General features: G+C 36.8%; 23 protein-coding genes and 1 riboswitch. Of the genes, 9 read left to right on the top strand and 14 right to left on the bottom strand.

The features are described from left to right. Nucleotides 1–237 precede the first annotated feature (237 nt). The 4 genes from MKY94_RS16570 to motA form a co-directional block, all read right to left on the bottom strand. Complete coding sequence (locus tag MKY94_RS16570; protein ID WP_144541392.1) at nt 238–1,152, bottom strand: pseudouridine-5'-phosphate glycosidase; 915 nt, start codon at nt 1,150–1,152, stop codon at nt 238–240. Beyond that, complete coding sequence (locus MKY94_RS16575) at nt 1,149–2,249, bottom strand: carbohydrate kinase (protein WP_151112898.1); 1,101 nt, start codon at nt 2,247–2,249, stop codon at nt 1,149–1,151. Before MKY94_RS16575 ends, MKY94_RS16570 begins: the two co-directional genes overlap by 4 nt. 104 nt (nt 2,250–2,353) lie before the next feature. Further along, nucleotides 2,354–3,118, bottom strand: a complete 765-nt coding sequence (gene motB / locus MKY94_RS16580) for a flagellar motor protein MotB (RefSeq protein WP_144541388.1) — start codon at nt 3,116–3,118, stop codon at nt 2,354–2,356. Further along, complete coding sequence (gene motA, locus MKY94_RS16585) at nt 3,102–3,905, bottom strand: flagellar motor stator protein MotA (protein WP_144541386.1); 804 nt, start codon at nt 3,903–3,905, stop codon at nt 3,102–3,104. Before motA ends, motB begins: the two co-directional genes overlap by 17 nt. Nucleotides 3,906–4,094: 189 nt before the next feature. Here motA and MKY94_RS16590 point away from each other — a divergent pair, with 189 nt between their 5' ends. From MKY94_RS16590 to MKY94_RS16605, 4 genes are all read left to right on the top strand, one after another. Further along, nucleotides 4,095–5,327: an aminopeptidase gene (locus MKY94_RS16590; protein WP_144541384.1), complete on the top strand. Its 1,233-nt coding sequence runs from the start codon at nt 4,095–4,097 to the stop codon at nt 5,325–5,327. Between the two features lie 92 nt (nt 5,328–5,419). After that, nucleotides 5,420–5,560: a hypothetical protein gene (locus tag MKY94_RS16595; RefSeq protein WP_154310020.1), complete on the top strand. Its 141-nt coding sequence runs from the start codon at nt 5,420–5,422 to the stop codon at nt 5,558–5,560. A 257-nt stretch (nt 5,561–5,817) separates the two neighbouring features. Further along, nucleotides 5,818–6,825: a rod-share determining protein MreBH gene (mreBH, locus tag MKY94_RS16600; protein ID WP_144541382.1), complete on the top strand. Its 1,008-nt coding sequence runs from the start codon at nt 5,818–5,820 to the stop codon at nt 6,823–6,825. A gap of 87 nt (nt 6,826–6,912) precedes the next feature. Next, nucleotides 6,913–7,482 carry a carbonic anhydrase gene (locus MKY94_RS16605; RefSeq protein WP_144541380.1) on the top strand — a complete coding sequence of 190 codons (570 nt, stop codon included), beginning with the start codon at nt 6,913–6,915 and terminating at the stop codon, nt 7,480–7,482. A 158-nt stretch (nt 7,483–7,640) separates the two neighbouring features. Here the strand turns inward: MKY94_RS16605 and MKY94_RS16610 are convergent, their stop codons facing one another. Beyond that, nucleotides 7,641–8,186, bottom strand: a complete 546-nt coding sequence (locus MKY94_RS16610) for a GNAT family protein (protein ID WP_144541378.1) — start codon at nt 8,184–8,186, stop codon at nt 7,641–7,643. A gap of 6 nt (nt 8,187–8,192) precedes the next feature. Then, a complete protein-coding gene (locus MKY94_RS16615) occupies nt 8,193–9,995 on the bottom strand; it encodes a M3 family oligoendopeptidase (RefSeq protein WP_342577426.1) in 1,803 nt (600 codons plus the stop codon). Between the two features lie 158 nt (nt 9,996–10,153). Here MKY94_RS16615 and MKY94_RS16620 point away from each other — a divergent pair, with 158 nt between their 5' ends. Beyond that, the gene (locus MKY94_RS16620) at nt 10,154–10,882 is read left to right on the top strand and encodes a tryptophan-rich sensory protein (RefSeq protein ID WP_151112891.1); all 729 of its coding nucleotides are present in this window, start codon (nt 10,154–10,156) and stop codon (nt 10,880–10,882) included. 97 nt (nt 10,883–10,979) lie between these two features. On the opposite strand, the gene map is transcribed toward MKY94_RS16620, so the two are convergent. Both map and thiT read right to left on the bottom strand, forming a co-directional pair. Continuing rightward, complete coding sequence (map, locus tag MKY94_RS16625; protein WP_144541373.1) at nt 10,980–11,729, bottom strand: type I methionyl aminopeptidase; 750 nt, start codon at nt 11,727–11,729, stop codon at nt 10,980–10,982. Between the two features lie 51 nt (nt 11,730–11,780). After that, nucleotides 11,781–12,359, bottom strand: coding sequence for an energy-coupled thiamine transporter ThiT (thiT, locus tag MKY94_RS16630; RefSeq protein WP_144541371.1), 579 nt, complete (start codon nt 12,357–12,359; stop codon nt 11,781–11,783). Nucleotides 12,360–12,421: 62 nt separating this feature from the next. Further along, a riboswitch (TPP riboswitch) is annotated at nt 12,422–12,513 on the bottom strand. Between the two features lie 93 nt (nt 12,514–12,606). On the opposite strand from thiT, the gene MKY94_RS16635 reads away from it, so the two are divergent. The 3 genes from MKY94_RS16635 to MKY94_RS16645 all read left to right on the top strand — a co-directional run bounded on the left by MKY94_RS16635 (nt 12,607) and on the right by MKY94_RS16645 (nt 14,243). Further along, nucleotides 12,607–13,680, top strand: a complete 1,074-nt coding sequence (locus tag MKY94_RS16635; RefSeq protein WP_313955922.1) for an ArgE/DapE family deacylase — start codon at nt 12,607–12,609, stop codon at nt 13,678–13,680. A 70-nt stretch (nt 13,681–13,750) separates the two neighbouring features. Beyond that, entirely contained in the window at nt 13,751–14,089 is a 339-nt protein-coding gene (locus MKY94_RS16640) for a DUF4870 domain-containing protein (RefSeq protein ID WP_144541367.1), read from the top strand. Nucleotides 14,090–14,141: 52 nt separating this feature from the next. Further along, complete coding sequence (locus tag MKY94_RS16645; RefSeq protein ID WP_225216175.1) at nt 14,142–14,243, top strand: hypothetical protein; 102 nt, start codon at nt 14,142–14,144, stop codon at nt 14,241–14,243. A gap of 170 nt (nt 14,244–14,413) precedes the next feature. On the opposite strand, the gene MKY94_RS16650 is transcribed toward MKY94_RS16645, so the two are convergent. From MKY94_RS16650 to MKY94_RS16675, 6 genes are all read right to left on the bottom strand, one after another. Next, a complete protein-coding gene (locus MKY94_RS16650; RefSeq protein ID WP_342577427.1) occupies nt 14,414–15,310 on the bottom strand; it encodes an SGNH/GDSL hydrolase family protein in 897 nt (298 codons plus the stop codon). A gap of 14 nt (nt 15,311–15,324) precedes the next feature. Continuing rightward, entirely contained in the window at nt 15,325–16,554 is a 1,230-nt protein-coding gene (locus MKY94_RS16655; RefSeq protein WP_342577428.1) for an aminopeptidase, read from the bottom strand. A 3-nt stretch (nt 16,555–16,557) separates the two neighbouring features. Further along, nucleotides 16,558–17,709, bottom strand: a complete 1,152-nt coding sequence (locus tag MKY94_RS16660; RefSeq protein ID WP_144541361.1) for a DEAD/DEAH box helicase — start codon at nt 17,707–17,709, stop codon at nt 16,558–16,560. Nucleotides 17,710–17,818: 109 nt separating this feature from the next. Beyond that, entirely contained in the window at nt 17,819–17,980 is a 162-nt protein-coding gene (locus MKY94_RS16665; RefSeq protein ID WP_144541359.1) for a Fur-regulated basic protein FbpA, read from the bottom strand. 57 nt (nt 17,981–18,037) lie between these two features. Further along, the gene (locus tag MKY94_RS16670; protein ID WP_144541356.1) at nt 18,038–18,619 is read right to left on the bottom strand and encodes a VanZ family protein; all 582 of its coding nucleotides are present in this window, start codon (nt 18,617–18,619) and stop codon (nt 18,038–18,040) included. Beyond that, entirely contained in the window at nt 18,620–19,336 is a 717-nt protein-coding gene (locus tag MKY94_RS16675) for an AAA family ATPase (RefSeq protein WP_144541354.1), read from the bottom strand. It abuts the gene before it with no gap. A 53-nt stretch (nt 19,337–19,389) separates the two neighbouring features. On the opposite strand from MKY94_RS16675, the gene MKY94_RS16680 reads away from it, so the two are divergent. Next, nucleotides 19,390–19,998 (top strand): DUF3298 and DUF4163 domain-containing protein, encoded by a 609-nt coding sequence (locus MKY94_RS16680; protein ID WP_144541352.1) that lies wholly within the window; start codon nt 19,390–19,392, stop codon nt 19,996–19,998. The last annotated feature ends 26 nt before the right edge of the window (nt 19,999–20,024 follow it).

Genomic DNA, 20,024 nt, shown 5'->3' on the forward strand with positions numbered 1-20,024 from the left:
TTTTTCTTTTCTATAACCATTCCAATTACCTAAACCAAAATTGGAGCGACAATCGGCGACTCCTGTGGGATGATTGAGGCAGATAAGTCATCACATACAACGCGCAAGCATCGGGATGGCTTCTCGCTCACCCCACGGAAAGCGCTCGCCGAAAGTGGAAATCTGCCATCTATTCATGCTTTTCACGTAAATGTAACAAAAAAATCCTTCCCTAAGATTAGGAAAGGATTTTATTACTTAAGATAATTTATTCAATTCAACTGCAATTTTTGCCCCAACTTTTGCATTGTTGTATACAAGCTCGATATTAGATTCTAACGATTTACCTTCAGTTAGCTCTTTTACTTTTCCAAGTAGGAATGGTGTAACGTCTTTACCTTTAATACCATTCGCTTCTGCTTCCTGTAATGCCGATTGAATTACTCCATTCATATATTCCTCATCCAATGAGTACTCTGCTGGAATTGGATTTGCGATAATAGCTCCTCCTTGAAGACCAAGCTCCCACTTCACGCTTAACATCTCAGCAACATCTTTTTCCTCATCCATACGGAAGTTAGATTTAAAAGGACTAGTAGCTGTATAGAATGCTGGGAATGCTTCTGTTTGGAAACCTACAACTGGCACACCTTTTGTTTCTAAATATTCTAATGTTAATCCAATATCTAGAATAGATTTAGCCCCCGCACAAACTACCGCAACATTTGTAGAAGCAAGCTCTTCAAGGTCTGCAGAAATATCCATTGTAGTTTCTGCTCCTCTATGAACACCACCGATACCTCCAGTTACAAACATTTGGATTCCTGCAAGATCTGCACAAATCATTGTTGTCGCAACAGTAGTAGCACCAATTTCTTTTGAAGCCACTACGTAAGGTAAATCTCTTCTAGAAGTTTTTCTAGCATTACTACTAGTTGCAAGAGTTTCTAATTCTTCATTTGAAAGTCCAATTTTAATTTTCCCGTCCATTATTGCTATTGTTGCTGGAACTGCTCCATTGTCACGGATGATTTGCTCCACTTTTCTTGCCATCTCTATATTCTGAGGATAAGGCATTCCATGGGAAATGATTGTTGACTCTAGTGCTACTATTGCTTTTCCTTCTGCCATTCCTTGTTCTACTTCTTGTGAGTATGTTAAATATTTTTTCATTGTGTATATTCCTCCAGTTCATTAGTTAGCTTCATTTTAGATAGCTCAGTTCTTACTGTTTCTGCAGATTGTAGTGTTTTTGTTGCGTTTATCATTCCTGTTAACACTGCCTGTTGTACCTCTGCTCCCTCTAGCCACGCATGAAGAGTCCCAGAGACAAATGCATCACCTGCTCCAGTCACGTCAACAACCTGCTCAGTATGTATAGCAGGCATAAACATAGTTTCCTTCTCTTCTCCAGCAAACACGACACCCTTGCTGCCATTAGTAATTATCACGTGACGTATACCTTTTTGAACGAATGCTTCAGCAGTGTTTTTCCATGAATCCTCATCGATAATTTGTTTTTGAAAATAAGTTTCGGCTTCATCTTTGTTAGTTATGAGCCATTCTATACCTTCTAATGATTCTGGCATCCTATTCATCTTTGGAGATGATACTGGAATAATAGCAAGTGGTATTTTGTTTCCAACTGCCAAGGCTTGAATGTATTCCATGACATCCTTAGGACAGTTCATGTCTATTATAATAAGCTGTGCATTGGTCAGATAAGCCTCTTGTTTTTTCATGTATTCTACTGTCAACTGATCATAAATATCCATATTAGCTAAAGCAAATAACATTTCTCCTCCTCTGTCTAAAACAGCTGAGTAAGTTCCCGTGGAGTAGTTTGCAAGTTTTTCCACAGAAAATAAATTCATCCAATGACTAGAAGCCTTTTCAATCGAGGCATATTCCATATCATTGCCGACAACTGTAAGCAAGCGAACGGTATTTCCAAGCCTGCCTAAGTTTTCGGCGATATTTCTGGCTACACCCCCTATGCTTTGGAGGCTTGTGGTTGGGTTGGAAGTTCCCATTTGTAATTTATCTTTTACAATATACTTCCTATCAACATTTGCTCCACCTATACAAATAATTTCTTTATTCTCGGGCAATATATATGCACGTCCAATTATTTTCCCGCTTTTTATAAGCTGAGAAATGATGTTAGCTACAGCTGGCCTAGACATCTTTAGCTCATCTGCCATTTCCTGCTGCGAAGCATATGGATTTTTACGGAGATATGTTAAAACTTTAATTTCCTTTGATTCCAAACCTTTACCTCCTCTCTCTTGAACTTTTGTTTTAATTATAAACTTTTGTTTAAGAAAGTCAAACAAAAACTGACAACTATTTTAAATAATTGTCAGTTTCATCTTTACTGTGGCTGATCGTTTAAGCTACCATCCTCTAATACACGTGGTTGTATCAGTACTTCAACACGTCGGTTTTTTGCTCGTCCTTCCCCCGTGTCATTTGACGCAACTGGCCTAAACTCTCCATACCCCTTCGCACTAAAATATAGCGGATCGATTGTTTGATTGTTCACTAATATCTTCAAAAAGTTAACCGAACGCATAACACTTAGCTCCCAGTTAGAGGCATAAATGTTACTAGATATCGGAATATTGTCTGTATGTCCTGTAATGACCACATTTCGAGGTGGATCAAATACTAACAAATCAGAAATATCTTCTGCAATTTGTCTATATTCCTGCTTTACTTCTGCCTCTCCCATATCAAATAAAATACTATCTCTAATAGTCACTAACAATCCTTCATCTGTTAATTCAGTTGCGAATTGTTTTTCGAGTGCATTCACTGCAATATACTCATCTACACTATCTTGAATCTCAGACAATGCTTGCTGGTCTTCAATATAAGCCATGCTTTGATTGGAGTCACCACTATTGTTATTTCTAGGAACATCCATAGGAGATGGCTGTTCCATTAGACCCGTGCCTCCATCAAATACCTGATTAAAAACTGCAGACATTTGGTTTAGCTTTTCTTGGTCTACGGTACTAGAAGCAAATAACACGATGAACAATGCCAATAGCAGGGTTAAAATATCTGCATAAGGAAGAAGCCAAGATTCACTCATTTCCTCTTCATGTTGATGTTTTTTATGCTTCTTTGCCAAGGCCAGCCTCCCCGCTTTCATTTAAAACTTTTTTACGTTCAGACATAGATAGATAAGAAGCCAGCTTTTGTTCTATCACGCGAGGTGCATCTCCTTCTAAAACGGAAAGAATTCCCTCTAGCATCATTGTTTTTTGTCTAATTTCTTGTTTTGATTTTCTTTTTAGTTTATTTGCAAACGGATGCCAAAGGACATAACCAGTAAAAATCCCTAGCAATGTAGCGATAAACGCTGCAGAAATAGCATGTCCAAGCTTTTCAACATCGTTCATATCTCCCAAGGCAGCTACCAAACCTACTACAGCACCAAGTACTCCAAGGGTTGGTGCATATGTACCTGCTTGAGTGAAAATTTGTGCCCCTGTTGAATGCCTTTCTTCTAATGCGCTAATCTCTTCTGTTAAGACATCTCTAATATAGTCAGCATTTTGACCGTCAATCGCCAAAGTTAAGCCGTTTTTTAGAAATGGATCCTCTACTTCTGTTGTTTTACTTTCTAACGCAAGTAACCCTTCTCTACGAGCCAAATCAGCCCAATTGGAGAACAATTTAATAACCTCACTATCAGGCACTAATTTTTTTTCTTTAAAAATTACACCAAAAAGCTTAGGAATTCTTTTTAACTCATCCATAGGAAATCCTATGACAATTGTTGCTATGGTTCCAACGATAATAATAAGAATAGCCGCTGGATTCAATAGTGCAGCTAACCCTACTCCCTTAAGAACCATTCCTACTCCTAAAGCTACTATTCCTAAGATGAGACCAATTACTGTAGACTTATCCAATTCATTAACCCCCACATTCTATTTCTGTACTTTATTTCGGTTAATTTATCAGTATTTTAATAAAAAGATTCTAACTATAAATTTTATTTAATTTATGTGGACATTTTTTGTCATAATTATCTGTGAAGGATTGATAAAGCACCCTAAAGACTGATACTATATTCTTAAGTAAAGAAAGGAAGTATGAATATGTCAACCTTTGAAAATAAGTTAGAAAAGTATGCTGCTTTAGCTGTTGAAGTAGGAGTTAATATTCAAAAGGGGCAAGATTTATATATTGCTGCATCTACAGAAAGTGTGGATTTCGTTCGCTTAGTAACTAAAAAAGCTTATGAAGTTGGTGCAAAAACAGTATATGTAGACTTTTCAGATGACGAGTTAACACGTATGCGATATGAATTAGCCCCTAAAGATTCTTTTGATTTCTTCCCTCCGTGGAAAGTACAGGAAAGAGAACAATTAGCTGAATCTGGAGCTGCGTTCATGAGCATTGTTAGTCAAAGCCCTGATTTACTAAAAGGTATAGATTCTAGTAAAATTTCAGCTTTCCAAAAGGCATCAGGTCAAGCAATGTCTAAATATCGTCAATATGTTCAATCGGACAAAATTAGTTGGTCTGTTGTTGCAGCACCTTCAAAAAAATGGGCAGCCAAAGTATTTTCAGACCTACCTCAAGATGAGCAAGTTCCAGCATTATGGGAAGCAATCTTTAGTGCGGTGAGAGCTGACTTAGAAGACCCAGTTGCTGCATGGAAAGAGCATGACCGATTATTGCATACAAAGGTAGACTACCTAAATGACAAAAATTATAAAAAGCTTCATTACACGGCACCTGGTACAGATTTAACAATTGAGTTGCCTACCGGTCATCTTTGGTGTGGAGCTAGTAGCACTAATGAAAAAGGTGAGGACTTCATGGCCAATATGCCTACTGAAGAAGTGTTCACTGTTCCATTAAAAACTGGCGTAGATGGTTACGTAGCTAGTAGCAAGCCTTTAAGCTACGGTGGTAATATTATTGATAATTTTACCGTAACTTTTGAAAAGGGTCGCATTGTAAAAGTAGAAGCAGAAGAAGGCCAAGAAGTATTAGAGCATTTAGTTGCAACAGACGAAGGCTCCCATTATCTTGGAGAAGTAGCACTTGTACCACATGATTCTCCGATTTCTAATTCGAATCTATTATTCTACAACACATTATTTGATGAAAATGCTTCAAACCACTTAGCGATTGGTAGTGCATATGCATTCTGTATCGAAGGCGGTAAAAAAATGACTCGTGAAGAACTAGCTTCCAACGGTTTAAATGAAAGTATTACTCATGTAGACTTTATGATTGGTTCTGAAAATATGAATATTGATGGAATAAAAGAAGATGGCACAAAAGAACCGATTTTCCGAAATGGGAACTGGGCTTTTTAATCACAATCTGTTCACAAAAATAACTTTTTCCTTTTACAAATCTAGTGAAAATAAGTTATAATGATAGTAATATGAATAGTGAGGTGTTAAAAATGGGCTTATTCATAGCAACAGTTCTTGGTTTCGCTGGAGGTATTCTAGCAATTGGAGCAGTAATCATGTTCTATTTCTCAGGGCCAATGAACAACCAAGATGCAATTATTGTAGATCCAAAACCAACAAATAAATTTTAATCTTAGCAACCGCAATGACAATTGCGGTTGTTTTTTATTTTAAAGCTTGTTACTTCTTATTTTTTTCATTTCATTTTGAATACGTTTGTATTACAAAACGAAAACAAATTAGGCTAATATAATCAGTTTCCTACCTTTTAATAGTCTTTTACTAATTGCAACGATTGAAACACATGTAATCTTCCATTATGTAACAAATGGCATTTAGTTTATTTTCCATTATAATAACGTAGAGCAATTGAAATGGAGGAAGACATATGTTGTCAAATTCACATATTGGTATTGATTTAGGAACTGCTAATACTTTAGTTTATACGAAAAATAAAGGCTTACTTATAGATGAACCAACTGTTGTTGCAGTAAACACAAAAACAAAAGAAATCGTTGCTTTTGGATCAGAAGCAAAGAAAATGATTGGTAAAACACCAACCTCTATAGAAGTCATTAGACCTCTTAAGGATGGTGTAATCGCTGACTTTGATGTAACAACTCAGCTTTTAAAGTTGATCATGCAAAAAGCGAGCAAGAAAATGGGAAATGCACTTCGGAAACCTACGGTTATTGTGTGTACACCATCAGGGGCAACATCTGTAGAACGTAGAGCGATTCAGGATGCTGTCCGTCAAAGTGGAGCAAAGGAAGTCCAGCTTATGGAAGAGCCTGTTGCCGCAGCAATTGGCGCAGGCTTGCCAGTTAATGAGCCAGTTGCAAGTATGATTGTAGACATTGGTGGTGGTACAACAGAAGTAGGCATTATTTCTTACGGTGGAGTAGTTGCTTCGAATACAGTTAAAGCTGCTGGTGATCGTATGGATGAGTCAATCATTCACTATATCCGTAAAGAGTTTAATGTAATCATTGGAGAACCTACAGCTGAACTAGTAAAAATGACTATTGGATATGCACTTGTTCCTCATACTGAAGAAGTAATGGAAATACGCGGAAGAGATGTTGTGACAGGATTACCAAAAGTAGTAAAGCTATCCTCCACACAAATTCAAGAAGTATTAAGAGAATCTCTAGAGGCTATTTTAGAAGCAATTCGTGCTACTTTAGAAATATGTCCTCCTGAGCTTTCAGGTGATATTGTGGATCACGGTGTAGTTCTCACTGGTGGAGGCGCTCTATTAAAAGGCTTAGAAGAATGGTTAAGTAGTGTAATCGAAGTCCCTGTCCACCTTGCTCCAGAACCATTGCAATCTGTAGCTATCGGTACAGGTAAATCATTTTTTATTACCACTAATAAAAGAAGAGCAATGAGATAATTAAAAAAAATTAGGAAAGTTTCAAACAAATCTTAAGTAAAGTCCTTTTTTTTCGTATAATATATAGATAAAGAAGGAGGAATTACTATGCCAAGTTTGAACGACATTTTAAACTACAACAAATCATTTGTAGAAAATAAACTCTACGAGCCTTACGTAACGACTAAATTTCCAGACAAACGAATAGTTATTCTAACTTGTATGGATACGCGTTTAGTTGAAATGCTTCCAAAGTCTATGAACCTGAAAAATGGTGATGTAAAGATTGTTAAAAGTGCTGGTGCTGTTATTAACCATCCTTTTGGTGGAATCATGCGTAGTTTAATCGTTGCTGTATACGAGCTTCAAGCAGATGAGATTTATGTAATTGGTCATCATGATTGTGGAATGAGTTCTATACAAACGGATAAGATTCTTGAAAAGATGACAGCTCGTGGAGTTGACCCTCGTGTATTTGATGTACTAAAAAACTCCGGTATCGAGGTAGAAGAATGGCTTGAAGGATTTTCAGACGTAAAGGAAAGTGTCTTACATAGCGTTGATATGATTCGAAGTCATCCATTAATGATTCCAGAGGTTCCAGTTCATGGACTCATTATTGACCCTCACACTGGCAAATTAGACCTTGTTACAGATGGTAATATCGACAAAAAATAATATATTTCCCAGGAAATCGTCATAATAAGAGATTTAGCTTCTGATAAAGTCAGAGGCTAAATCTTTTTTATTTTAAATTCTTCTCTACTACAGTGATTATAATTTCCTTTACCCTTCCAATAAAAAAAGGCTATTCTAGAATAGCCTCCTCTTTTACGCTATAACTCTCCTCTTATAGAAGAATACATATAATGGTCTTCCCATTTCCCATTGATAAATAACAGCTTGCGAAGTAAGCCTTCACGAACAAAGTGATTGTTTTCCAATACCTTGATAGAACCAAAGTTTCTTGGAGATACATATGCCTCGATACGATTTAACTGAACATCCTGTAAACCAAATTGTTTAACAAGTCGAACTGCCTCTGAGGCAATTCCTTTTCCGACGTGTCTTTGATCAATAGAGTATCCAATGAGGCCACTTGAAAAAGGCATTCGCTTTAAACTATAAAGCGATATACTTCCAATCAAGTCATCTCGTTCATGTGTAAAAATTCCAAAACTATATTCTCTTTTTTCCTGCATGAGCATAAGTGATTCTCGAATCTTTTCTCTTTGTACACTAGCTGTATAATATTCTTCTTGATGTAATGGTTCAAAAACAGACCAATACATTTTATTGTCATACACTAAATTCGCAAGAGCAGGTGCGTCTTTCACATTCAAAGTTCTTAAGTAACAACTAGCTCCTTCTAAATATATCAAGCACCGTCACCCTTTAGCATTAGTTAATTGCAAGAATTCTTGGACGTCTTGTATACAAAGGTCAATACCCTTCTTCCAAAACGCTTCCTCTGTAATATCCTCTTGTAGATGTTTCATAGCTAAGTCTTCTACCGACATGACCGCTGTATCCTGTAATAACGCAATATACTTTTCTTCAAAACCTGTACCTTCCTCTTTTGCCTTTGCATAAATACTTAAAGAGAACAAGTAACCAAAAGTATACGGGAAATTATAGAAAGGAACATCGGTAATGTAGAAATGTAATTTAGAAGCCCAGAAATGTGGATGGACTGTGTCTAACGCATCTCCATAAGCCTCACGTTGAGCTTCTTCCATTAATTCATTTAAACGTGTAGCAGAAACAATTCCCTCTTTTCGTTCCTCATAAAATCTTGTTTCAAACAAGAAGCGAGCGTGAATATTCATGAAGAAAGCTACGCTGCGTTGAATTTTATCCTCCAGCAAAGCGATTTTCTCATCTGTCGATTTTGATTCACGAACAGCGGCATCAGCTACAATCATTTCAGCAAAGGTCGAAGCAGTTTCCGCAACACCCATTGCATATCTCGTATTCATCCAATGAACCGGTCTTAAAGCATATGAATGGAAGGCATGACCTAATTCATGTGCAAGTGTGGAAACATTCGACATAGTACCACTATAGGTCATGAAGATACGAGATTCTTGTGAAACTGGCATACCCGTACAAAACCCACCAGGGCGTTTATTCGGACGATCCTCTGCTTCAATCCACCCATTTTCAAAAGCATGACGAGAAAACTCTTCTAGCTTTGGTCCAAATTCTTTAAAATGCTTTAATATGAACTCAGCACCCTGTTGAAAATCCATTTTTTCGGTAGAGGCACTAACTGGTGCATCTAGATCATACCAATGCATCGCTTTTTCGCCTAGCATCGCCGATTTTCTATTTAAATATTCCACAAACGGAGCTTTATTTTTAGAGATTGCTCCCCACATTGCATCTAGTGTATCTTGTTTCATACGGTTAATAGATAGTGGTTCTTCTAAAACATTGTCCCAGCCCCGCTTTTTATAGGTCGCTAGGCGGAAGCCTGCTAAGTGATTAAGCGCTTTTGCTATAAAATCTTCTTTTTCTGTCCATGCAAGCTCCAATGCTTCAAACGATTCCTTACGGATTTCAGCTTTGTCACTGGAGCTCAAATTGTTTGCTTGTCCTACTGAAAGAGATTTTTCTTCTCCGTCAATAGTTATTTTAATACGAATGTCTCCTACAAGCATATCGTATAATTGGCCCCATGCATGATAACCGTCCACCTCAAGTGTAGTTATTAAATCTTCCTCTTTTTCAGAGAGCATTTTACTCGCATTCTCTCTCCATTCATTCAATACAAACTCGAATTGTGAAAGTTCATCTGTCTTTAAAAGTTCTTCCCAAACTGACCCTTCCGTTTTACTAAATACCTGTTGTATAGTATTCATTAAGGAAGACAACCTAGCATACAATGAACCAACTTCACCTTGTAATAATGTTGCTTTTTTATCTGTCGTATCTTGAGCTAGATAGCAGCCAATCACAGCACTAGCTTCCGACAAATTTACTGCTACATCCCTTAATTCCTCAATTGTATGGCTAATTTGTTTCGCCTCTTGTACAGCGGTTGGAACTTCTAATTTTTTTATATTTACTTCAAAGTTACCTAATTTAACTTTTACTTCATCTAAATGTTGTTGTAAAGCTGACGAGCTACTGCCACCTAGATAAAAACGATCTAGATCCCAGACTATTGGATAATTTTGTTTTAACATCAGAAAATTCCCCCTATTTTAAAAATTACCTTGAAATCTATTATACCATGTTTCACCATGTCAATTATTCGTTTTTTTGTCACATTATTTCTATAATTGAATTTGTGCGCTCTTTATTTGAAAGGTATACTTATTAAATATAGAAGGAGGGGGATCTATTGATCAAAATTATCCTTTTGATTTGTGGTTATATTGCAACGATTATTGTTAATATACTTGCAAATACTCTACCTATAAATGGTCAAACAACTGGTGAAATATCTTCTAGAATACCAGCACTTTTTACACCAGCAGGCTATGTATTTTCAATTTGGATCTTTATTTATATATTACTTGCATTCTGGATTTGGAATGTTATAAGAGAATATAGAAATCAACAGAAGATACCCCTACGTAGAGTATTATTATTTTTAGCAACATGTATATTCAATATCTCTTGGATTTTACTATGGCATTATGAAAAATTTAGCTTTGCCCTCATTACAATCATTGCCCTACTTTGGTTCTTATTCTTACTATATCTAACTTATTCCAGCAATGAGTCCAATTGGAAGAGTCGAGTGCCAATATCTATCTATTTGGGATGGATTTTTGTTGCGACGCTAGCAAATTTAGATTATGTGCTTACTTATTATGAATTTAGCGGTTTTGGCATTACAACCTCCTTATGGGTTGTCATTTTCTTAACATTGGCAACAGCTATCGCTCTACATTTTAGATATCATTATGATGATCGTGCTATTGTATTAGTTTTTATATGGGCTTTTATCGGTATAGCAGTCCGTCATAATATAAATGAATTATTAATTTCAACAGCTTCCCTGTTTTTAAGTGCTGTCTTAGTAGCGGGAATTCTATTTATAAAGAAAACACCAACGAAAAATTAAGTCGTTGGTGTTTTTTATATTGCCTCCTGCCGTTAAATTAACAGAGGGACAAATTTTGTATTTAATAGAAAAGCCCTATTTAATGAAATTCACTCATTTATATTAATTTAGTTAATATAATCGGTTCGTCTTTTGTAACTATAATTGTATGTTCAATTTGTGCAACGAGAGATTTATCAGGAGTTACAAACGTCCATCCATCCCCTGACTCTACGATATGTTCAGCTTTTGCTGAGATGAAGGGCTCTACTGCTAGAACCATACCTTCTTTTAAAATTGTTGGATCCCAAGCATCATAATAATTTAAGACATGCTGGGGTGCTTCATGCAGGGACTTTCCGATACCATGACCTGTTAGGTTCATGATGACATGTAATCCATTATCCTTCGCTTCTCTTTCCACTGCTTTACCAATCTGGTTTAGACGAGAACCTGCTTTTACCTTCAGCATAGCACGATTAAATGCACTTTCCGCTACTTGACAAAGCTTTTCCTTGTCTTCGTACCCTTCGCCTACTACAAATGATATTCCAGTATCTGCGAAAAACCCTTCGTATGAACCGGATACATCAATATTTACAAGGTCACCCTCTTTAATCACACGGGAGCCTGGAATTCCATGAGCCACTTCTTCATTCACACTTATACAAGTATACCCCGGGAAATCATACTCTCCCATAGGTCCAGAAATAGCGCCTTTTTCTTTAAATAACTCGCCGCCTATTTCATCTAGCTCCTTGGTAGTTACACCCGGTTTAGTTGCAGCCTTCATTGCTTCTCGTACTTCAGCAACAATTTGGCCTATTTTTTTTAACATTTCTAACTCTTCATTTGTTTTTGCTATCATCTTTACAAGATCCCTTCTTCACTTAGATGTATGATTATCATATCATATATCTTATGAATTCGGCATTAATAGGCGTGGGGCTTTTACGAATAGAATCGCACAAATAAAAGCGGCAAACAAGAACACAGGAATCATATAAGTAGAATTATAAATTAAGGAATAAAGAATTACGTTTTCTCCCTCAGCAAATTCACCAAAAAATAGTATCCCTGATAAAACGTGTGCCAAGTAGCGCAAAAATGAGGCAATTAAGGCACCTATTACAATTGCTATCGCCATTTTTTTCTTGTTTTGATTTTCAAATGCTTTCATATATGCTGGTCTTAATAGACCTGCCAATCCCGCCACCATAAAAGCAATAAAATAATCGATTCCTACTTGAATAACTACTATTTCAAAGGATAATGGCGCCGGGTAAAAGCGCCCCGTAACTACCTGCAATAGTCCAATCAAAAATCCTGTCACAACACCTGCCACTATACCACGGCGAAATGCTATTAAAATAATGGGTACAAGCACAAAGGTAACACTTCCACCCTGTGGCATCCCAAATCCTATTAAATCCAATATATAACCTAATGCTGCGAATATAGCTATTTCTACTAACAATACGACACGCTGATTTCTCATTGTAATCCCCTTTTTTGACCACAAAAAAACGCCGTCGGGACAGAGCCAGACATCGCGCGATTGTCAGTATCCATCCACATCCCTACGCAAGCATGAACTTACAGGTTCTAAGGGTACTATCTCAGCCGCTATAGCGACGCCCCTTGTGGTTTAGAATTTATTTGATTTGAGTTCATTGTAGCCGATACATGTTTATATTGCAACCCCCAAAGGTATTATAGTAGTAATAATAAATCTATTATTAGGAGTGTTTTGGTTGATAAATTTACTTATGGATTTAATCAAAATAAAGAGTAATGATTTGAACGGAGCTAACGAGGCACTGCTTTACTGTAAGGACTGGCTAGAAAAGAGAAACATATCAACAAAAACCTATGAATTAAACACTAAGCTAATGCTTGTAGCTGAAATAGGAGCCGGTGAGGAAACTATCGTATGGAATGGCCATATTGATGTCGTTCCAGGAAATCCCGAGCAATTTGAACCAAAAATTATTGATGATAGACTATATGGGCGTGGTTCTGCAGATATGAAGGCAGGCGTTGCTGCAATGATGCAGGCTTTTTATATACTCTCACAAGATGAACATAAGCTTACAAAAAAAGTCCAGCTACATATAGTTACTGATGAAGAAACAGGAGGAAAAACCTCCAAACACTTAGTTGAACAAGGTCATTGTGGAGACTTCGTTATTTGTGGTGAACCAACTCATGTTAATATCGGTCTTCAGGCTAAAGGAATTTTACAATGGGATATCCATTTAAAAGGGAAAGCCGCGCACGGAAGCCGTCCTTGGGAAGGAGATAATGCGATTGAAAAAGCAATATTATTCGATAAGGAACTAAGAAATTGCTCTTTTATGGAGGCAAGCAATGAATATTATGATTATCCTTCCTTAAACTTGGCAAAAATAGAAGCAGGAGATCGCTATAATATGGTACCTGATAAATGTGTTATTAGTTACTCCTTAAGATTTGTTCCTGGACAAGACGCTGAGAAAATCACAAAGGAACTAAGAGATCTTTTAGAAAAATATCCTGGTAGTGAAATACACTTCCAAGGACACACCCCAGCAATCACCAATAAAGAAGATGACAAGTATATACAAAAGCTTTTAGCAGTTTGTAATTCGATTAGACAGACACCTACTGTTCTATTTGGACAGCATGGTGCGGCCGACACGCGTTATTATGCAGCTAAGGGTGCAGTAGCTATCGAATTTGGACCAAGCGGTTCTGACTGGCACGGTGATCAGGAATACGTTTCTATATCTTCAGTAGAGGAATATAAGGACATTCTCGTTAGATTTGTATTAGAATAACTAGATATAAGCTATAGATGGATGCTTTCCGTAGGGAGAGCGATAAGTAATAATAATGAGGAGACTATGAATGGATACCAATAAAATTTTGAGTGCATCAACATATTTTTCTATTTTGTTTGCCCCTTTCATTCTCCCGATTATCGTTTACTTCCTTACATCGGAAAAAGAGGTAAAGTACCACGCTAAGCGTTCATTAATTTCTCATATCATCCCTACTATTTTCTTTGTGTTCTTAATGCTGGCTATATTCGCAAACTTTTTACCTTTAGGCTTTACTGGAGATTCTGCTTCCATGTGGACTAGTATGACTACTGCTCTTATTTTTATGGGTTTATATACAGTGATCAATCTAGTTTTACTTATATGGAACATCGTACAAGGAGTCAAAGTGTTACGGCATGTTTAATAGCTCCTCAAATGGGAATAAGATATTATAGAACAACAAGGAGCGATTGATTATGAAAGTAGGAAAACTAGTAAAAGCAGCTATTAAATGGGCACCTGTTGTGTACCCTATTGTTCGTAAAGCAATGAAATCCAAAAAAACTGTAAAACGCTAATTGAACTAAGTTAGAAACTTATTAAAGTTAATATGGGCTCTTCATAGCCTCTCCAAGGTACCACTATTATTTAGAAGGACAAGACTTATTAGTCACCTCCAATAAAAAAAGCAGGAGAAATCAAATGATTTCTCCTGCTTTTTTTGAATTATTACTTTCTCCAAAATTCTCTATAAAAGAATCCTCTGAAAAACTTTGGATATTAAATTTACATTCGTCAACGATAGGTAGCCAGTGGACACTGTTGCTTTAGCTTGAGAATTTCCACTTGCATTTGTACGTTGACTTTCTATAAGTTCCTCGAATGTTAAGGGATTTGGCTTTGGCATCTCAGGTTCATATACGAGCATACGTGAATTGTACTTTGTAAAGAACGAATTTGCCATTTGCCGGTAACCTTCCATGGTAGGGTGTACATCAGCAACATTTGGTATTAAAGTACTCTCTTTTCCTTTGAAAGACTCTTCAACCGAAATATAGGTTGCTCCATTTTTCTCTGCAACTGTTTGAAGGATAGCATGCAGCTGATCTAACTCTTTGCCAATTCCCACCTTTTGTGAATCATGCACATGAGGATATGCAAAATAGTAACCCATTACATATATATTAGCTTTCGGAGCTGCTGCTTGGACTTTTTCCAGAACTGCCTCCATGTTTTTTCTCACATTATTAAGTGCAAAATTAGCAGAGACCTGTTTATAAGAGACCATTCCACTTGAAGGATTAACCTGTACTAGTCTTAAAAGATCATTAGCTCCTGCGGATATCGTAACTAGTGTTGCATTAGCCAAAAGCTCCTGTGCTTCCTTTGTTTGAACAGTCCTTAAGACATCAGCAGTTGTATATCCGGGAAAAGCTAGGGCTTTGGAATAAAACCCAAGCAGATTTGCTCTATTTAATTCCTGAGAGATTAAATCTGTATAGCCAGCATCAATTGCCTGATTTGGTGTTTGGCCAGCTGCTAAAGAATCACCTAAAGGAATGTACACCTCTTTCCCCTTAGCTTCAACTGTGTAAGTATTAGATATTATAAAAAGGGCGATGAATATGCCTATCAACCTTTTCAACAATCATCAGCTCCTTAAAATGCCCAAGCACCTTTAATGAAGATGGGTTCTTTTGTTCCATCAGCTAATTCACCTGTTATATCCATATTTCCACTTCCAATCATGAAGTCCTCATGAACAATAGAAGTATTGATACCCATATTTTCCAACTCTTCTGTAGTAAGGCCACGAGCTCCTTCTACACAAGTTGGGTATGCTTCTCCAATAGCAAAATGATTGGAGGCATTCTCATCAAATAAAGTGTTAAAAAACAATACATTCGATGCGGAGATAGGCGATTCATGCGGAACTAATGCAATTTCGCCTAAATATTTTGCGCCATCATCTGTTTGAATTAGCTCTTGTAGGAGTTTCTCGCCTGTTGCTGCTTGAACTTGAACAATTTCTCCATCTTTAAACGTCAATTTGAAGCCATCAATAACATTTCCTTGATAGACAAAAGGCTTAGTGTTACTTACATATCCATTCACACCTGTTTTTAGCGGCGCAGTGTATACTTCCTCTGTAGGCATATTAGCGATAAATGGCACGGACTGAGCATTTTTACTAGCTCCTGATTGCCAAATATGTTCCTTTGGTAACTCTACTTCAATATCCGTTCCATCTGCCGTATAATGCAGTTTTTTATAGCGCTTTTCGTTCAATAATCCAGCTCGTGACTCTAAATTATTAATATGTTCCTGCCATTGTTGGACCGCAGTTCCTTTTCCAATGCGTACTACATTAAATATAAGCTCCCATAATGCATCCATTTGTTCTGACTCTGGGAGTTTAGGGAAAACCTTCGCAGCCCATTTTTTAGAGGGCATTGCTACGATTGACCAAGTAATCACATCATTCATCACTGCTTTACGGTAATTTTCTAAAGCCTTACCAGAAGCCTTTTGATAGTTAGAAATACGATCAATTGACACACCCTCTAAAAGATCGGGATTATCGGCGTCAATCCACAATAAAGCACCTTTATTTTCAATCAATTCATCTCTTTGAACAACAACCCATTTTGGCACTTCGTGAAATGCTTCGTCAGGGGCCATATCGTAAAATAATCGAGCATTTACTTCGTCCGTATAGTTTACTTCTACTCTTTTTGCCCCTGCTTCATAGGCTTTTTTAACAATAAGTCTTGTAAAATCGATTGTATCTGTTGTTGTATTAATGAGTAGAGGCTGCCCCTTTTGAATATTTAGACCTACCTTAACAACTAACTCAGCATATTCCTCTAGATTTTTTTGAAAATCCATACATTATTTCCCCTTTTTATCGATTGTTTTAGATGATCCCTCTATTAATTCACCGCGATACCATATTTTTTGGACTGGCTTGCTTGGAAGCTCTTTTGTCCATTTTTTATAAGTTTTTTCGTCGTTATATGTTAAAAGAGTTAATACCTCTCCATCCTTACCTGCTCGTCCAGTACGCCCTGAACGATGTAAGTATTGCTCAATTGAATGTGGTACATCTACATGAATAACATGAGTAAGTCCCGATATATCTAATCCTCTGGCTGCAACATCTGTAGCGATTAGAATGCTCACTTTTCCATTTTTAAAGTCGTCCAATGCTTTTTTTCTCTCTTCTTTTTTCATTTCAGAATGAAGAGATGCAATTGGAGCATCTCGATAAGATAGCTTATAATCCTTCATCAGTAATTGATCTAGACTGTTAACGAATGCTAATCCTCTCATCCCCTTAAAGTGCGAAAGCCTTCTTAATAGTTCTGTCTTGTCTCTAGTCTCTGTTTTTACAAAGCTATGAATGACTTCACCTTTTGCTGGTACTTCCTCCGCTGACACATGAATTCTTATTGGTTCCTTCATCATTCGTTCTGCTACTAGCTCAATTTCCTCTGTTATTGTTGCCGATGTCACGACAAGCTGTCTCTCAACTGTTGCATCTATTAATCCTTTAACAGTAGTCCGATGCTCTCTACTAAGTAGCTGATCACCTTCATCTAACACAATCGTCTTAATCTCATGCATTTTAAGCTTTTTCACCTTTACAAGCTCCTGCAATCTACCAGGTGTTCCTACTACTATATTCGGCTTTTTCTTCAAGCCTTCAATTTGTCGGTTAATATTCGCGCCACCGATTAGCTGAGCAACTGAGACACCAGTACCTGAAGCCCACTCTCTCAATACCTCGACAATTTGCATTCCTAATTCTTGAGAAGGTACCATTATTAATGCCTGTGTTTGCTTTTTTGAAGGATCTACCAATTGTAGTAAAGGAAGCACATACGCCAGTGTTTTCCCTGTTCCCGTTGGTGATTCTGCTACTATATCTGAACCGTCAAGCATATGCGGAATAAGTTGTGTTTGGATAGGCATCTCAAAGGCAAATTCTGCTTCTGCCCATTTTCTCTGTAATGTTTCATTTAAATTTTGTATAGCTGTCAAGTTTTTCTCCACCTCATCTGTGTTTGACTCAAGTGTACCACATTTCTATTATCGACCATTAGCCATATAAATAGATAAATGCAATTAAAAAAGTGCCTTATACTAGGCACTAATTTGTTTGTTTCTCTTCATTTATATATTGCTTCATTAATTCGTAAAAATTCAATTCATATAATTGTTTTCCATCAATTTTAAAAACACCTTTGTTTACAAGGTCTTCAATTATATTGTCTCTTCTTTGTTCTGTTTGTGTATCTTTTTGTATCATCATTCTTAGTTGTCTCCTTGCTTTTTTCTCTCCGAATAATATTTACCCCGGACGAGAAATTTATAAACTCGTTGCATGATTTTTCTTGAACACCTTACAGAAAACAGGAAATTTCCTTCTAACCAATAAATAAATCAAATAACCTACTAACGCTCCAGAGCTATTTAACCAAAGATCATCCACGTCACTGCTCCTATTTTGCGGAATTTGAACGATTTCTATAAATAGCGAGATAAGAAATCCCATAATTACAGGAAAGGGGAAAATCTCCATACGTTTGAAGACAAGAGGAAAGAGAAAACCAATAGGTATAAATAGAGCAATATTGCCAAGGAAGTTAATATAAAAAGGCTCCCAATACCCTAAATATATGATAGCGTTCCACGTTTCCTCTAAAACTCGAAACAATTCCAAATTGATACTGTTTACATAAGCCTGTTCCTCTCCATACTTTGGTATGATTGTTTGAGAAAACAAGCCAACTAATACTGCAATGAGAAATAATACACCTAACTCATATAAACCTTCCCTTAAATGAAAGCCTCGCCTCTTCCAACGAATAAGCCTCCAGATAATTAGGACAGGTAAAAAAATAGCAATGGTATAAAGCATTTCATCTATATAATTCATAATTACAGGCATCTAATCACCTTCCAATAACTCCTTTAAAAATTTCTCCCGGTGATCTAGAAAATATTTAGTCGTTTGATAGTGAGCGGTTTGCTCATATTCCACTTCTTCAATTTCTCCGTTATCGAAGCTGAGAATCGTTGCATCTGGAAATCCTAATATAATCGGAGAATGAGTAGCAATAATAAATTGGCAATCCTCTTCTTGTATTAAGTCATGCATAATTCTTAAAAAAGCCAGCTGTCTCTGTGGTGAAAGTGCAGCTTCCGGCTCGTCTAACAAATAAATTGCTCTACCGTTAAAACGGTGTAAAAACAACGATAAAAAGGATTCGCCATGCGATTGCTCATGAAGAGACTTCCCACCATAAAAGTTAATACTTTCACTTTCTTCAACATGAGAAGCAAATTGGTAAAATGTCTCTGCTCGCAAGAAGAACCCATTTGTCACCTTCGGCATCCATGATAGCTTCACATATTTACCTAGTGAGCTTTCTGCAGCATCAACCTCATAATAATTATTTCTTCCTCCACCCGCTGTGTTAAATTCACATTGGTCAGCAATTGCTTCCAATAAAGTGGATTTCCCAGTTCCATTTTCACCTACAAAGAAGGTGACGCTATTTGTAAGCTCAAGTTCCCTAAAGTTCCGGATTGTCGGTATAGTGAATGGATATTCTCCTTCTAAAATACTCTCATCGCTTCTAATCATTATTTTTTTTAAAAACATACGAAACTCCCTTCATTCATATAATAAGTATTATGCTTGAAAGGTTGTGAACAGTGGATTTTCCAGTTTGCGTTACAAACAAATACATCTCCCATTCAAAACCTAACATTTCTGTCAATTATCCTCATATTACTAACTTACCTCATTCGTCTGCAGAAAAAAAGATTAATGGAGACATAGTTTCTCTATTAAATAATATTCTAATCGAACAAGGCTTCTATAATGAATATTTAGTGGAAATGGTAGGCACCTACGAAATTAAGACGAACGAGCGAAATATTTTAAGCTTAAGCCTCACCGTGTATTCCTTTACTGGAGGAGCTCATGGATTGACGATTACTAAATCATTAACCTTTGATACTACCACTGGTAAGCAATACGCATTAAAGGATTTGTTTAAACCCAATAGTAATTATGTGGAGAGATTATCTCAAATCATTTCGAAGAAAATAGAAGCATGGGATGTTCCTCTTCTGGAAGATTTCACTGCTATCCGACCAGACCAAGATTATTATCTAGCGGATCATACTATTGTCATTTACTTTCAGCTCTACGAAATAACACCCTATGTATATGGCTTCCCTTACTTTCCCATTGCCATTAAATCAATCGAGGATATAATTCGTTCAGAAGGCCCTCTCAATACATTATTAACATTTTAATCAACCCTAGTGACATACCTCCCTTC

This window comes from Psychrobacillus sp. FSL K6-2843, assembly GCF_038626375.1.
Lineage (GTDB): Bacteria > Bacillota > Bacilli > Bacillales_A > Planococcaceae > Psychrobacillus > Psychrobacillus faecigallinarum.

Bases quoted from the DNA above. Each gene is read 5' to 3' on its own strand.
- MKY94_RS16570 (WP_144541392.1), bottom strand. From the start codon at position 1,152: ATGAAAAAATATTTAACATACTCACAAGAAGTAGAACAAGGAATGGCA.
- MKY94_RS16590 (WP_144541384.1), top strand. From the start codon at position 4,095: ATGTCAACCTTTGAAAATAAGTTAGAAAAGTATGCTGCTTTAGCTGTT.
- MKY94_RS16595 (WP_154310020.1), top strand. From the start codon at position 5,420: ATGGGCTTATTCATAGCAACAGTTCTTGGTTTCGCTGGAGGTATTCTA.
- mreBH (WP_144541382.1), top strand. From the start codon at position 5,818: ATGTTGTCAAATTCACATATTGGTATTGATTTAGGAACTGCTAATACT.
- MKY94_RS16605 (WP_144541380.1), top strand. From the start codon at position 6,913: ATGCCAAGTTTGAACGACATTTTAAACTACAACAAATCATTTGTAGAA.
- MKY94_RS16615 (WP_342577426.1), bottom strand. From the start codon at position 9,995: ATGTTAAAACAAAATTATCCAATAGTCTGGGATCTAGATCGTTTTTAT.
- map (WP_144541373.1), bottom strand. From the start codon at position 11,729: ATGATAGCAAAAACAAATGAAGAGTTAGAAATGTTAAAAAAAATAGGC.
- thiT (WP_144541371.1), bottom strand. From the start codon at position 12,359: ATGAGAAATCAGCGTGTCGTATTGTTAGTAGAAATAGCTATATTCGCA.
- MKY94_RS16640 (WP_144541367.1), top strand. From the start codon at position 13,751: ATGGATACCAATAAAATTTTGAGTGCATCAACATATTTTTCTATTTTG.
- MKY94_RS16645 (WP_225216175.1), top strand. From the start codon at position 14,142: ATGAAAGTAGGAAAACTAGTAAAAGCAGCTATTAAATGGGCACCTGTT.
- MKY94_RS16655 (WP_342577428.1), bottom strand. From the start codon at position 16,554: ATGGATTTTCAAAAAAATCTAGAGGAATATGCTGAGTTAGTTGTTAAG.
- MKY94_RS16665 (WP_144541359.1), bottom strand. From the start codon at position 17,980: ATGATGATACAAAAAGATACACAAACAGAACAAAGAAGAGACAATATA.
- MKY94_RS16670 (WP_144541356.1), bottom strand. From the start codon at position 18,619: ATGCCTGTAATTATGAATTATATAGATGAAATGCTTTATACCATTGCT.
- MKY94_RS16675 (WP_144541354.1), bottom strand. From the start codon at position 19,336: ATGTTTTTAAAAAAAATAATGATTAGAAGCGATGAGAGTATTTTAGAA.